Annotated in this window: 13 protein-coding genes and 1 tRNA gene; 10 read left to right on the top strand and 4 right to left on the bottom strand. The window is 58.8% G+C overall.

Annotation, left to right across the window (positions count from 1 at the left end; genetic code table 11):
• Positions 1–66: 66 nt before the first annotated feature.
• A complete protein-coding gene (locus tag FC75_RS00025) occupies positions 67–345 on the bottom strand; it encodes a DUF2187 domain-containing protein (protein WP_225350905.1) in 279 nt (92 codons plus the stop codon).
• Between the two features lie 171 nt (positions 346–516).
• On the opposite strand from FC75_RS00025, the gene FC75_RS00030 reads away from it, so the two are divergent.
• The 3 genes from FC75_RS00030 to FC75_RS00040 all read left to right on the top strand — a co-directional run bounded on the left by FC75_RS00030 (position 517) and on the right by FC75_RS00040 (position 2,828).
• On the top strand, positions 517–861 hold the full coding sequence (locus tag FC75_RS00030) for a hypothetical protein (RefSeq protein WP_054666199.1): 345 nt from the start codon (positions 517–519) through the stop codon (positions 859–861).
• Between the two features lie 83 nt (positions 862–944).
• Complete coding sequence (locus tag FC75_RS00035) at positions 945–1,757, top strand: Cof-type HAD-IIB family hydrolase (protein WP_056988643.1); 813 nt, start codon at positions 945–947, stop codon at positions 1,755–1,757.
• Positions 1,758–1,838: 81 nt separating this feature from the next.
• Positions 1,839–2,828, top strand: coding sequence for an aldo/keto reductase (locus FC75_RS00040; RefSeq protein ID WP_054666202.1), 990 nt, complete (start codon positions 1,839–1,841; stop codon positions 2,826–2,828).
• Between the two features lie 80 nt (positions 2,829–2,908).
• Here FC75_RS00040 and FC75_RS00045 read toward each other — a convergent pair whose 3' ends face one another.
• Positions 2,909–5,446 carry an excinuclease ABC subunit UvrA gene (locus FC75_RS00045; RefSeq protein ID WP_056988644.1) on the bottom strand — a complete coding sequence of 846 codons (2,538 nt, stop codon included), beginning with the start codon at positions 5,444–5,446 and terminating at the stop codon, positions 2,909–2,911.
• 31 nt (positions 5,447–5,477) lie between these two features.
• Between FC75_RS00045 and FC75_RS00050 the strand changes: the two genes are divergently transcribed.
• Positions 5,478–6,209: a nitroreductase family protein gene (locus tag FC75_RS00050; protein WP_056988646.1), complete on the top strand. Its 732-nt coding sequence runs from the start codon at positions 5,478–5,480 to the stop codon at positions 6,207–6,209.
• Here FC75_RS00050 and FC75_RS00055 read toward each other — a convergent pair whose 3' ends face one another.
• Positions 6,210–6,632, bottom strand: a complete 423-nt coding sequence (locus FC75_RS00055; protein ID WP_054665368.1) for a MarR family winged helix-turn-helix transcriptional regulator — start codon at positions 6,630–6,632, stop codon at positions 6,210–6,212. It abuts the gene before it with no gap.
• An 89-nt stretch (positions 6,633–6,721) separates the two neighbouring features.
• Here FC75_RS00055 and FC75_RS00060 point away from each other — a divergent pair, with 89 nt between their 5' ends.
• The 4 genes from FC75_RS00060 to FC75_RS00075 all read left to right on the top strand — a co-directional run bounded on the left by FC75_RS00060 (position 6,722) and on the right by FC75_RS00075 (position 8,904).
• On the top strand, positions 6,722–7,366 hold the full coding sequence (locus FC75_RS00060) for an HD domain-containing protein (RefSeq protein ID WP_056988648.1): 645 nt from the start codon (positions 6,722–6,724) through the stop codon (positions 7,364–7,366).
• 86 nt (positions 7,367–7,452) lie between these two features.
• A tRNA-Thr gene (locus FC75_RS00065) sits at positions 7,453–7,525 on the top strand.
• Between the two features lie 91 nt (positions 7,526–7,616).
• Entirely contained in the window at positions 7,617–8,213 is a 597-nt protein-coding gene (locus FC75_RS00070) for a pentapeptide repeat-containing protein (RefSeq protein WP_056988650.1), read from the top strand.
• Between the two features lie 19 nt (positions 8,214–8,232).
• Entirely contained in the window at positions 8,233–8,904 is a 672-nt protein-coding gene (locus FC75_RS00075) for a CPBP family intramembrane glutamic endopeptidase (RefSeq protein WP_054665362.1), read from the top strand.
• A gap of 112 nt (positions 8,905–9,016) precedes the next feature.
• Here the strand turns inward: FC75_RS00075 and helD are convergent, their stop codons facing one another.
• A complete protein-coding gene (gene helD / locus FC75_RS00080) occupies positions 9,017–11,320 on the bottom strand; it encodes an RNA polymerase recycling motor HelD (protein WP_056988652.1) in 2,304 nt (767 codons plus the stop codon).
• 142 nt (positions 11,321–11,462) lie between these two features.
• On the opposite strand from helD, the gene FC75_RS00085 reads away from it, so the two are divergent.
• Positions 11,463–12,995, top strand: coding sequence for an ABC transporter permease/substrate-binding protein (locus FC75_RS00085; RefSeq protein WP_054665359.1), 1,533 nt, complete (start codon positions 11,463–11,465; stop codon positions 12,993–12,995).
• Positions 12,995–13,936: an ABC transporter ATP-binding protein gene (locus tag FC75_RS00090; RefSeq protein WP_054665356.1), complete on the top strand. Its 942-nt coding sequence runs from the start codon at positions 12,995–12,997 to the stop codon at positions 13,934–13,936. The genes FC75_RS00085 and FC75_RS00090 overlap by 1 nt, the downstream gene beginning before the upstream one ends.
• Position 13,937 lies beyond the last annotated feature (1 nt).

Here is a 13,937-nt window from a genome sequence, read left to right on the forward strand (position 1 = left end):
AGGAACCAGATATTGTTGTGGTAGAAAATTTGTCTAACTTTTCTATGGCACTTCAGGCGCTCGGGTTTACTTTTTAACGGTGCGGTTAGTTTGGTGGTCCGGCTCCGGTTCCGGTTCAGGATCGGGATGGCCGCCGCCGAGGTTTTTCGTGACGGCTTTGAAGTTGATGACGATTTTGAAGTTGAGCTCGGCGGCGTTTTGCTTGTCGCTGGGATCATAGTCGGTGATTGCGAGCAGCGCCGAGTTTTCGTACTTTTTCTGCACGGTGCCGGTGAAGACATGGGCCATATCTTCCTTGACCTTTGCCCTCACGGTGTCACCGAGTTGGATTTCTTCTCTCTTCATGACGTTCAGTTCCTTTCGCTCTATTCCTTAACGGATAGGAAGGATAGTAACGCATCACTAAGCGTAAAGCAATAGAAAAGGATCAACTTTTGCAAAGCCAGAATGATTTGCCAAAAAGGCTGCTGAAGGCTTATCGTATAGAGGAAAGATAATGAGAAGGGATGACGATTTTTGGCAGAGACCACACTTTTGTTCAAGGATCTGAGCGACGCCGCCAAGCACACGGCGATCTCAGATTTTGCCACGTTCTACATTGATCAGTACCAGCACGAGGGGCTGGACGCTTTGGCGCAGATCGACCTGACCGGCCACATTGCCGACATTAACCAGTGGCTGCTGGTCAACAGTTCATTTCTGCCAGGGGAGCTGCACGATGGCCTGGTGCGTGACCGTTACGACAACTTTGCCGCGCTTCTGACCACCGTCAAAGCAAAGTTCAACGCCAATGGCAAACCAGTGGAACCATGGACCGAATGGTACAGCAAGACGATTGAAAAGACCCCGCAAGGCCGTTAAACCGGTTCAGCAGTGAGTAATCACTGCTTTTTTAATGCGCGCCGGTCTTATATAATAAATTGATACTTCTGGGAGGCGAGGGCATGACCCCGTATTTGATCGTATCAGACGTCGACGGCACACTGGCCATCGACAACACCACCATCACCGCACACACCAGCGCGGTGATCAACCAGTTGCTGGACCGCGGCCATCAATTCTACCTGGCGACCGGCCGAATGCACGCGTTAGCAGAAAACATGGCGAAACAGATTGGTCCGCGCGCCGAGATCATCGCCTCCAACGGCGCCTCGTATGACACCCCTGGTGGCCGGGTCCATCACCTGTTGGGAGCCAGGGCACTGGCGGCAATTGAGACGGCCACGACCGCACACGGGCTGACCGGGGTGTATTACACCGATGACGCGGTCTATTACGTCAGCGATCCTGATCCGGTGCTGAAGCAGTACATGTACTCGTTTGCGCCCAAGGATCTGGCCATGGCGGTCACCCAACTGCCGAGTGTTTCGGCGCTGGTGCAGCACGCCGGCGAGATCATCAACGGCAACGTGTTTTCCCTGCACGATCACGGCGAGCTGGCGGCGGTTCGAGAAGAACTGGCCGCTAAGGACCTGCTGCACCTGTCGGCCAGCTTCACGAACAACATTGAGCTGATCCCCAAGCATGTTGACAAGGCCAATGCCATTACCGAATTGCAGGCCAAGCTGGGCATTCCCCCGGCGCGCACCATCGCGTTTGGTGACGGTAACAACGATATCGGCATGCTGCAAAGCGCTGGGATCTCGGTGGCAATGGGTAATGCCGTGCCGGCGGTCAAGGCGGCCGCCAAGTACGAGACTGGGCCCAACACCGAAGACGGGCTGGCGCAATTTTTGACGCGGTATTTCAAGCTTTGAGTGGCGCCGGCTGCGGCGCTTTTCTTATGCTTTTGGAGCGCTTCGTGTTACCGTAAAGGCAAACCAAAGGAGAGTGATTTCATGTATCACGCAGACGAAAATCGTTACAGTGCGGTGCCGGTGCGCCACGCCGGGAAAAGTGGCCTGATGCTACCGGCGATCTCACTGGGGCTGTGGCGGCACTTCGGCTCGACCGATGCATTGGCAGCACGCCGGGAAGTGATTCTGGCTGCCTTTGACCGCGGCGTGTTCCATTTTGACGTGGCGAATCATTACGGCGACGGGGACTTCGGGTCCAGCGAAAGCCTGCTCGGGCAGATTCTCAGCCGCGACCTCAAACTTTACCGCGATGAGCTGGTGATTTCGACCAAGGTTGGCTACGAGATCCATCCCGGCCCATACGGCACCGGTACGTCGCGCAAGGCGGTCCTGCAGGGGATCGATGACTCGCTGCAGCGCCTGCAGCTGGATTACGTCGACTTGTTTTACGCGCACCGTTTCGACGATACCGTTGATGTCGCGGAAACCGTGCGGGCCCTGGACGACGTGGTGCGTCAGGGCAAGGCGCTTTACATCGGGGTGTCCAACTACGACACGCCGCAGGCCAAGCGTGCGATCCGGATGTTCCAGGACCTAGGCACGCCGTTTGTGGTCGACCAGATGAGTTACAACATGTTCAACCGCAGCGTGGAAACCTCGGGACTGCTGGATGTGCTCCGGGACGCCGGCGCGGGACTGGTCGCCTACGGACCGCTGTCTGAGGGGCTGCTCTCCGACCGCTATCTCGGCGGCATCCCGGAGACCTTCAAGATCCACCCGACGAATCAGGGCACCTTTGCCGCCGGTCGGGCCGCAGTGGTCACCAAGCTCAACGCGTTGAACGACCTGGCCCAGGGCCGGGGCCAGACGCTGGCGCAAATGGCGCTGGCCTGGCTGCTGCGCGATCCCGTGGTCACCAGCGTGATCATTGGAACCACCAGTGTCGCGCACCTGGAAGACAACCTGAAGGCGTGCGCGCACCTAGACTTTACCGCGGATGAGCTGGCGCAAATCGACGCCATCATCAAGTGAGAGTGGCTGATTAAGTAAAAAATGCTGGCGACCTGGCTAATCTTAGGTGGTCAGCATTTTCTTACGGGTGGTTCGCGCATTTAAGCGTTGAACTTGGCCAAGTGGGCCTTGAGAAAGGCGCCGGTGTGGCCGGCGGTGCATTCCGCCACCTGCTGCGGCGTCCCGCTGGCGACAATCTGACCGCCGAAGCGGCCGCCTTCCGGACCCAGGTCAAGAAGGTAGTCCGCGTTGGCCAGCACGTCCAGGTCGTGCTCGATGGTCAAGACGGTCCCCCCGGCATTGATCAGGCGCTGAAACACGCGGAGCAGCGTCGCCACATCCAGGGGATGCAGCCCGACCGAGGGCTCATCGAAGACAAACAGGGTCCCGCGCTGCGTCCGGCCCATGTGTGCGGTCAGCTTCAACCGCTGGGCCTCGCCGCCGGACAGTGACGGTGTACTTTCACCGAGGTGCAGGTAGCCCAGTCCCATGTCGTGCAGGGTTTGCAGGGTCGCCTCGATGGCCGCCTCGTCCTTGAAGACGGGCAGCGCTGCATCGACAGACAGGTCGAGTAAGTCGGCAATGCTGTAATCGTGCCACTTCACTTCCAGCACATCCGGATTATAGCGGCGGCCGCCGCAAGTCGGGCAGACCTGCTGCATGTCCGGGAGGTACTGAATGTCCAGGCTGATCTGGCCGGTCCCGCCACAAGTCGGGCAGGCCCCGGCCGTCACGTTGTAGGAAAAATTGCTGGCGGTGTAGCCGCGGTTCTGACTTTCAGGCAGGCCGGCGAACAGCTCGCGCAGCCGGTCGAGGATATTGGTGTAAGTGGCGACGGTGGAGCGCACATTTTTGCCCACCGGGCTGGCATCGATGGCGACGACCCGCCGCAACCCGCCGCGCTGCAAGTCCTTGACGAAGCTCGGCGCCGGATCGGCCTTGGTCGCGGTCAGGGCCGGGACCAAGGCGTCGAACACCAGGGTCGATTTGCCGGCGCCGGAAAAGCCGGACACCACGCTGAGCTGGTTCACCGGGAACTGCACGGTCAAATTGTGCAGGTTGAAGCGGTCGGTGACGGTGAGGCCGTACCACTTCTTGGCGGTGGTCGCCTTCGCCTGGGCGGTTGGCCGCACAATCATGTTTGCTTTGCCGGTCAGGTAGGGACCAATCAGCGAATTGGGTTGCTTGGCCACTGCGGCCGGGGTCCCTTGGTTCAGCAGGTGGCCGCCAGCCTCGCCGGCACCCGGCCCGATTTCTAGGACCTCGTCGGCGGCGTCGATAATGGCCGTGTCGTGATCGACCACGACTACCGAATTTCCTTGAGCCACCAAGCTGCGCATCACGTCGATCAGCCCGGCCACGTTGGCGGGGTGCAGCCCGATCGACGGCTCGTCAAGGACGTACAACACGCCGGTGGTCTGGGTGCGCAGGGTGCGCGCCAGCTGAATGCGCTGGAGCTCGCCGGTGGACAGCGTCGCGCCAGCGCGGCTGAGTTGCAGGTAGGACAGGCCGAGGTCGAGCAGCGGTTTCAGGACCGTTGTCAGCTCGCGCAGCACGTCATGCGCCAACGACTGCATGTCCTCTGGCAGCCAGGTGTAAATGGAGGGGATGAAAGCTTCCAGTTCGCTGAGGGTCATGTCGGAGACCTCGGCGATGTTTTTCCCGTTGATCTTTTGGTGCAGCAGTTCCGGCCGAAAGCGGGAGCCGTGGCAGGTCGGGCAGACGTCGAAGCGGTAGAATCGATTCAGGCGCGTAATGGCGCGTTCGTTGGTCGTGGTGGCCAGCGAATCTTCGACCGCGTTAAAGGCATTTTCGTACATGGCGTGGTCCATGTGAAAAATTTTGCCGGTTTTGGACGGGATGTTGATGGCATAGGTCTGCTTCTTGCCGTGCCAGACCATTTTTTGTTGGTCTTTGGGCAGGTCCTTGAACGGGGTGTCGATGTCAATGCCGATCTGCTGGGCCACATTCATCATAAAATTGCGGCCAGGAAGCCGCCAAGAGGCGACCGCCCCTTGGCGGATGGTCAGTGATTGATCAGGAATCAGGCGCTCCGGGGCGATGGTCCGCGCGACCCCGGTGCCGTTGCAGGTGGGGCAGGCCCCGACAGAATTGAAGGCGAAGTCCTCGGCGCCAAAAGCTTTAAACTGCGCGCCGCAAACCGGACAAGTGAGCGCCCCCATACCGCCGTCAGGCTGGTTCGGCAGGTCCATCAGGCGCGCGATGGTCAACGTTGGTGGCAGTTGGTGACCGTTGGGACAGCGCACGGACCCGAGGCGCGAGAACGCCAGGCGCAGCACGTTCAGGGCCTCAGTGGTGGTGCCAACCGTTGAACGAATACCCGGGACAATGGGCCGCTGCCGCAGTGCAATGGCGCTGGGGATGTGCGCGATCGAGTCGACCTGGGCGTGGCCAACCTGGCCCAGGCGGCGCCGCGTGTAGGTCGACAGTGCTGACACATAGCGGCGCATGCCTTCCGAATACAGGACCCCCATCGCCAGCGAGGACTTGCCGGACCCGGAGCGACCAGTGATGGCGACCAACTTGTGCAGTGGAATGTCGACGTCGAGGTGCTTGAGGTTGTGGACGGCGGCACCGCGCACCTCAATTGATTCTGGAATCGTGGTAGACTTGGACATTAGAAAACCTTCTTTGAAAAGAGTGAATGCAATGACAATCGATAACAGTGCCTTGACCCATCGCTCGATCCGCACATTCAGCGCGGCGCCGAGTGCCGCCGACCAACGCGTGCTTGAGGACGTGGCGCAGGCGACTTCGTCCAGCAACTTCCTGCAGCAGGTCACTTTGATCAAGGTGTTTGATCCGCAAAAGCGTCAGCGTATTGCGGACCTCACAAACTGCCCGTTTGTGGCCGGTGAGGGCCTGCTTTACGTCTTTGTGCTGGACCAGCACCGCAACATTGAAACGGCTCATTTGACCGAAGCCACGGCGAGCCATTTTACCGGTTGGGCCGGCTTCTTCGGTGGTGTCGCCGACGCGGAACTGGCCGCGCAGAACCTGCTGGGCGCGGCCGAGCGCAGCGGGCTGGGTGGGTGCTTTCGGGGCAGCGTCCTGAACGACCCGCGGCAGATGATCGCCTTGCTGAACCTGCCGCGCTTCACGTTTCCGGTGCTGGGCCTGATGGTGGGCGTGCCGGCGGAAGCGCCGCAGCACAAGCCGCGCCTGCCGCATGCGGCAGTGGTGGGCGAAAATACCTACCCGGCGGCGCAGGACCTTCAGGATTATGATACCACCCTGAACAATTATTACCGGACGCGCCAGTGGAACGCGCGCGAGGAGACGTTTACCGATAGCCTTTTGGGGTACACAAAAACCGACCTCCATCATCGCCTGGAGATCGGTCAGATCTTGCGCGAGCAGGGCTTTCACCTGCCGCAGTGATCAGTCGTCGGCGCCGACCAGGACCTCATTGGCCTGGTCGAGCAAATCGATCAGCTTGTTGAATTTCTTCTTGCCGAGGCCATCGCGCAGCGCGTTCATCGGCTTGAAGTAATCGTCGCTCATCTCGAGGACCGCCTGCTTGCCCGCCTCGGTGAGGCTTAAGGTGAAGCTGCGGTTGTCGTCGGGATCGATGGTTTTGGCGAGTAGCTGGTCGTCAATCAGGGGTCCCATCATTTTCGTGATCGCCGCCTTGGACAAGCCCATCGCCTCGGCGAGTTCAGTCGGCGTCGGCGGCACCGGTTCCGCGGCAACCCAAAAAAGCAGGTTTTGCTGGGCAACAGGGCGGCCCTCGGCGCCGTCACTGGGCGTCAGGCGGCTAAACTGATTCAGGGTCTGATTGATTTGTAAGTGGCGCAATTTCACAGTACCACGTCCTTTCGCGGCGGGCTTCCGGTCACTAACTTAAGCATACCGAGATGAAGGCGTGAAACGCAAAGGAAAAGGAGCGGCAAATGACCCAGGAAGAACAACTGATGGCGTACGCGGAAAAAGTGTTGGGTCAAGACGCCAGTGGTCACAACATGGATCACATCCGCCGGGTAGTCGCAACGACCAAGACGCTGTTGGCGCGCACGCCGGTTGCCGACGCGACGATTGCAGTGGCCGCGGCGACTTTGCACGATACTTACGACGATAAGCTGGTGACTGATGTGGCCGCGGCCAAGGCGCAGACGGTTGCCGCAATGACACACGCCGGCTTGACGGCTGCCCAGCAAAGCGCCGTGATCGCCATCATTGACCACATGAGTTTTAAGGCGAGCCTGGCCGGCAAGCAGCCGCTGAGCCTGGAGGGCCAGTTGGTCCAAGACGCGGACCGCTTGGATGCCATTGGCGCCATCGGCATCGCGCGAGCCATGATGTACGGCGGCGCGCATGGCAGTCGGCTTTACGATCCGGCCCTGGCCCCACGCCATCAGCTGGACGCATCAAGTTATCGCCAAGGCGAAAGCACCATCATCAATCATTTCCACGAAAAGCTGCTGCACTTGGCGGCCCAAATGAACACGCCGGCTGCGCGGAAACTGGCCGCACACCGCCAGCAGGTGATGCAAGACTTTCTGGAAGAATTTGCGGCAGAGTGGCGTGGTGAAAAATGAACCTTTTTTTAGGCGTGGAGGGTTGCAAGGAGACCGGGTTGTATAGTATATTGTTTAGGCAGTTGTTTTTAGGTAAACAACCCCATGCCGTTTTAGCTCAGCAGGTAGAGCGCGTCCATGGTAAGGACGAGGTCACCGGTTCAAATCCGGTAAACGGCTGCGGTGGCCCGACAGAGATGTCGGGCCTTTTTTTCGCCTTTTTGAAAAGTATGCTAGGATTGAAACCATAATTGACGAGGCGGTGGCAGTGATGATTGAGCGGCAGATCCTGAGCCTAGACGAGGTGCAAGAAGACCAGACGTACAGCGGCTGCACGATCACGGTGTCCAATCAGGACATCCAGGTGTCCGGCGTGACGTTTCTGAACTGCACCTTCGCGCAGACCGATTTTCGGGGCGGGGAATGGCTTGACTGTACGATTCGGGGCAGTCGGTTCCTCACCGCCGACTTCACCGGCAGCGTGATGTACCGCTGCCGCTTTGAAGGCTGCCAGCTGATGGGCGCCGATTTCACCCGCAGCACTTGGCAGGACGTGACGGTGGCAGGTTGTCAGGCCACGTACCTGATTCTCGCCGAGGCCAAGCTGAAAAACGCTCGGTTCGAGGACACAAAACTGACCGAAAGTAGTTTTCAGGCTGCCAGCATCGTTAAGCCCGGGCTGGTGGTTGCCGGCGGGGAGATGACAGGGGCGGACTTCAGTGACACTAAGTTGGCGCAGGTCAACTTGGCCAAGGCCCGCTTTGACCGGCTGATTTTCACCCCGGCGCTGCTGTCGGGCTTGAAGATCAACCAGTGGCAGGCGGCAGTGATTGCCGGCAGCCTCGGCGTCGACATTGTTGACGCGTGACCGGACAAGGAGGCACTTCATGATCAAAACCACACTGAAACGGCTGGGCATTGTGCTGCTTTTGTTTATCGGCTACAGCTATGCCGAGTACATGGTCCTAGTCCCCACGCTGCGCTCGCACGGCCGGGCAGGGACGCTTGAAGTGGCCGGTTTGTTCACCGTGGTCTTCGGGATCTTGCTCCTCCTGCTGTGGGGGACCTACCAGTGGTTTTTGAGTAAGGAAAAGGCAGACCACTGGCACCGGCAGCCGTTGACCCTGAAAACGGCCGGCTTCACCGCGTTGATGGTGATCCTGATGTACGCGGTCCAGCTGGCCGGCGGGTTATTGCAGATGCGCGGCGCGACCGGCGAACCGGCCAATCAAAGCAGCTTGATGGCGATCATGCAGCAGGCGCCGCTGGCCATGACGCTGATTGCCTGCGTGGGCGGGCCAGCGGTTGAGGAGCTCTTGTTCCGCGGCCTGCTGATGCACAGCTTCCCGCACCAGGAAAAAATCGGTTGGCGCGTGGTGGCGGTTATCCTCTCCTCGATGATTTTTGGTCTCGCGCACACTTCTTTCACGGATCCGCTCAACTGGGCCATTTACAGTGCCCTGGGCGCGGTGTTTGGACTGACCTATGCCACCACTGGTGATATCCGGTACTCAATGTTTCTCCATTTTGTAAATAACTTGGCCGCACTAATACTGTGATAAGTGCCACTCAGGTGATTGAATTAAGGTAAAGCGCTGAGCCGGTGACGACAAAGCTCAGCGACAGAGCAAAACAAGGCGATGACTGAAAAGGTCATCGCCTTGTTTTGGGTTAGTGTGCTGCGTGTGAAGCAGTCGACTGATTTGCTGTTGTGATGGTGTTGTACAAGTTCTGCGGGAGTGCCTCAATCAGCGGGCTCGGCCGGTCCAGCGCGATGAGGATCAGGGTGTGCAAGGCGCGGGAGGCCAGCGTGTAAAGCACGTCGGCGTCGCTTGGTTGGTCGTAAGTGCCGGCGGAGATGTCAAAGCCGACCACCGCGTCGAACTCCAGGCCCTTGGCCAGGTAAACCGGCAGGATCACGCAACCGGCGTGCAGCTGGTGATCGTGTTCGGTCAGCAGCGAGACCGCCACGTCAAGCTGCAGCGTGGTGAAGAGCTGGGCGGCCTGGGCTGCGTCGCGCATCAGCACTGCCACGGTTTTATTGGTCTCCAGCAGCTGGTTGAGGGTGCGGATCAGGCCGGTCCGGTACGTATTCCTGGGTACAATCACCAGCTGGGGCTTGGCGCCGTCGCGGGTGAAGGCCTGAATGTGTTCATTGACCGGCAGCAGCGCCTTGGCAAAGTTGGTGATCGGCAGGGTCGAGCGGTAGCTGCGGTTCAGGTTGATCAGGCGCACCGAGCTGGTGGCAAACACGGCCGAGATCTCGTGGATGAAATCGCTGGGCTGGTAGTCGCTGGTGAAGACATCCTGGCGGGCGTCGCCGAGCAGCGTGAGCTTGGCCTTGGGAAAGGCGAAGTGCAGGTAGCGCAGTTGGGCCATCGAGTAATCTTGCATCTCATCGACGAAGACGTACTGAATCGCGTGATTTTGGCCGGAGCCCGCGACCAGGTCGCGTAGGTACAGCACCGGTGCGGCATCGGCGAGGCGCAGAATGTGTGCCTCCAGGTCGCTCTGGTAGGCGTGACTCATCTCCGCCCAGACCTTAGGCGCGACCGGCGGCTGGCACTGGGCGAGAAACTGAGCGTAATCCTGGTATGGGTCGAGGAAGTAATCGTTGTAAATCGCATCGTAAACCGGCGAGAAGGCGTCCTTGACCAGCTGGGTGGCGATGTAGCGCTGCTCATCCTCGCCGTTTTCGAAGCGCGCATCACCTAAAATGTCGCGGGCTTCGTCCGACGAGAGGCTGCCTAGGCGCTCCTGGACCCAGTCGTCATAAATGGCCAGCTTGATGCGCGTCTTCAGCCGGCGGATCAGGGCGTTTTTGGTGTCCAGAAACTTGTTGGCCGCGGTGGCCTGCCTCGGCTGGCTGGCAAAAATCTTCGTGATGGTTTTGGCCGAAAAGAAGACCTCGCCGTTCAGCGTAATGTCGATGAAATAGGGGATGCGACCCGGCGTGTTGGCGTAGGCTTTTAGTTCGTCCAGGTAGCCGGCGCGCTCCTTGTAGCGGCGAATCGCCTTGGCGGCTTCCGGCAGGCTGGCGTGGTCGCGCTCGTAGCGTTCAAACAAGGTCTCCACATGCAAACCGGAGAAACGCTTGGCCAAAAATTCGGCGAGTGTGGCCTGGCGCATGTTCTTTTCCCCCAGCGACGGGAGCACTTCAGAGATGTAGTTGGCAAACAACTGGTTGGGCGAGAACATCACCATTTGGTCGGCGTCCAGGTCCTTTTGACTGTGGTACAGCAGGTAGGCCACGCGCTGCAGCACCGCGGAGGTTTTCCCGGAGCCCGCCACACCTTGCACGACCAGCAGGTCATGCTTGGTGTCGCGGATGATGTCGTTTTGCTCCTGCTGGATGGTGGCGACGATGTTCTTCATATACACGTCGCTTTGTGCGCCCAGCACAGATTGCAGGATCTCGTCGCCGACGGTTTCGTCAGTGTCGAACATGTTGGTGATTTGACCGTTTTCAATGGTGAACTGGCGCTTGTTGACCAGTTCCACGGTTTCCGGGCCGAACGGGGTGGTGTAAGTGACCTTGCCGAGCGTGCCGTTGTAGTAGATCGAGGCGATCGGTGCGCGCCAGTCGTAAACGAGAAATTCATCGTCCTGGTCGATAAAGGTGCCTAGGCCGATGTACAGCGTGTCGGGCTCGCCGTCCTGGATGATGTCGATGCGGCCAAAATAGGGGTTGTCCTGAAGCAGGCCCAGGCGCCGCGCCTCTTTTTCCAGAATCTGCTCGTTTTCGACGGCCCGGGCGACCATGGTCTTCTGCTGCTGAACGGCGGCGTTGGTTTCCATGCGGTCGTCAATTTCGGTGATGTTGACGCGGGTGGCATCCCCATAAGCGCGCTCGATGCGGTTGGTTTCGCGGTGGGCCCGGTCCAACTGCTGGTGGACAATGGTCAGACGTTCTTTGAGCTTGGCCCGCACGAAATCGACGCGTGCCTGTTCTTCTTCCTTGGTTTGATTCAACATGGCCGGCCCTCCTCACTTAAAAATAGTGCAATCAGTGTAGGCCTTTTAACAGCCGTTGTAAAGCAAACCGTACAGACGTTTGCTGGGAAAAAGGTCAAAGTGTTATATTTGTCCTATCAGTTAACCAGATACGGAGGACGTTATGCAGGCACTGTGGGAGACTTTCTTGAACCAACGTGAGACGTTACTGACCAAACTGGTGGAACACCTCCAGTTGTCACTGGTCGCACTGCTTTTGGCGCTGCTGATCGCGATTCCGCTTGGTATTTGGGCTCAAAATCATGACCGGTTTGCCGGCTTTTTGCTGCAGGTGACGGGTATTTTGCAGACGATCCCCAGCCTGGCCCTGTTGGGGCTTTTGATTCCGATTGTGGGGATCGGCACTACGCCATCGATCATCGCGCTGGTGGTTTATGCGCTGCTGCCCATTTTTCAAAACACTTACACCGGGCTGCACGAAATTGATCCGGCGTACAAAGAAGCCGAAGAAGCCTTTGGCATGAGCAAGCCGCAGCGCCTGGTCAAGGTCGAGCTGCCGCTGGCGATGCCGGTGATCCTTGGCGGGGTCCGTACGGCGGCCGTCTTGATCATCGGCACGGCGACGCTGGCTGCTTTAGTGGGCGGCGGCGGGCTCGGCGACATCATCATGCGCGGGATCAACCTGAATGATCCGACCCTGACGCTGCTTGGCGCGCTCGCGTCAGCACTGCTGGCAATCCTGTTTTCCTGGTTCATTTCGATGATTTCGAAGTGGCGCTGGCAGGTTTCCGTGACTGTCATCGGCGCCTTGGTTTTGGGCTTCGGCGGGTACGCGACCTATCAGGCGGTGGCGCCAAAGCCGGAGACCATCACGGTGGCCGGCAAGCTGGGCTCGGAGCCAGAGATTTTGATCAACATGTACAAGGACCTGATCGAGCAGGCTGACGCGAACGTCAAGGTTGAACTGAAGCCGAACTTTGGCCAAACCAGCTTTCTTTATAGCGCATTGAAAAGCGACAAGATCGACATTTATCCCGAATTCACGGGAACGGTGGTCAGCAGCCTGTTGAAGCCATCTGCCAAGCAAAGCGCGCAGATTGCGGCAGGGAGGGACCCTTACCCGATCGCCGAATCGCTGTTGAGTAAGCAGGGGCTGCGGCTTGGCAAACCAATGGCCTACAACAATACTTATGCGGTCGTCGTCAAAAAGGCTTGGGCCCAGCAAAACGGGATCACTAAAATTTCTGATCTGACCAAGTTGAGCAAACCGCTGAAGGCCGGGTTTGACGTCGAGTTCAACGCGCGCGATGACGGCTACAAGGGCATCCAGAGTAAATACGGGGTCAACTTCACCGTGAACACCCTGGATTCATCGATGCGTTACCAGGCACTCAACCGCGGTCAGGTGCAGGTGACCGATGGGTACTCAACCGACTCGCAGATCCGCCAGTATCACTTGCTTGCGCTGCAGGATGACCGCCAGCTGTTCCCGGTTTATCAAGGGGCTCCGCTGATGCGGACCCAGTTTGCGAAGACGCACCCCAAGCTCACCGCCGCTTTGAACAAGCTGGGCGGTAAGATCTCAGAGGCGGACATGCAGGAAATGAATTACGAAGTCAACGTGCAGGGCAAGTCGGCAAGCGCAGTCGCCAAGGCCTACCTGATTAAGCACGGTTTGCTGAAGGAGGCGCGCTGATGAGCAAAGACGTCTTACGCTTTGAACACGTGGTCAAGCAGTTTGAAGGGACTACGGCGGTCAAAGACCTGAACCTGACGATTGGCGATGGTGAGCTGTTTGTGCTGGTTGGTGCTTCTGGTTCCGGCAAGACCACCACGCTGAAAATGATCAATCGGTTGATCGAGCCGACCGACGGCAACATTTACTTCAATGACAAGCGGCTCATCGACACGAATCTTCGCGACTTGAGGTGGAACATCGGCTACGTCCTTCAGCAGATCGCGCTGTTCCCCAACATGACCGTGGCCCAGAACATTGCGCTGATCCCGCAGATGAAGCACTGGCAAAAGGACCGGATCCGGCAAACGGTTGACGAGATGCTGGCGGCGGTGGACCTAGACCCCAAGCAGTATCGCGACCGAATGCCAGCGGAACTATCTGGTGGTGAGCAGCAGCGGGTGGGGATTTGCCGCGCGCTGGCCACCAAACCGCCGATGGTCCTGATGGACGAGCCGTTTTCTGCGCTGGACCCAATTTCACGCACCAGTCTTCAGGACATGGTGCTGCGGTTGCACAAACGAATGAAAGCCACCTTTGTGTTTGTGACTCATGATATGAACGAGGCGATGAAACTTGGCGATCGCATCGCGGTCATGCGCGACGGTGTGCTGCAGCAGGTGGCGACGCCGGAAGAAATCGCGTCTAATCCCGCCAGCGATTTTGTTTCAGACTTCTTCGCCAGCGCTGCGCCGGAGGTCTTGGACACTCCGCTGATCGAGCTGCGGCGGTTTGCTGAGGCTACGACGGCGGCCGGGGAGGCGCAGGAAGGCGATGCTTTGCGAACAATTTTAACCCCCTTGGGCAAGGGTAAATCCGTGACAGTGGCGTGCCAGAAAGGTAACTTTAAAGTGAATGCAACGCAGGTGATGGCCTTTTTGGCGGACATCGCCAAGAATTAAA

The sequence above is a fragment of the Lacticaseibacillus camelliae DSM 22697 = JCM 13995 genome (genome assembly GCF_001436615.1).
In the GTDB taxonomy this organism is placed as follows: Bacteria; Bacillota; Bacilli; order Lactobacillales; family Lactobacillaceae; genus Lacticaseibacillus; species Lacticaseibacillus camelliae.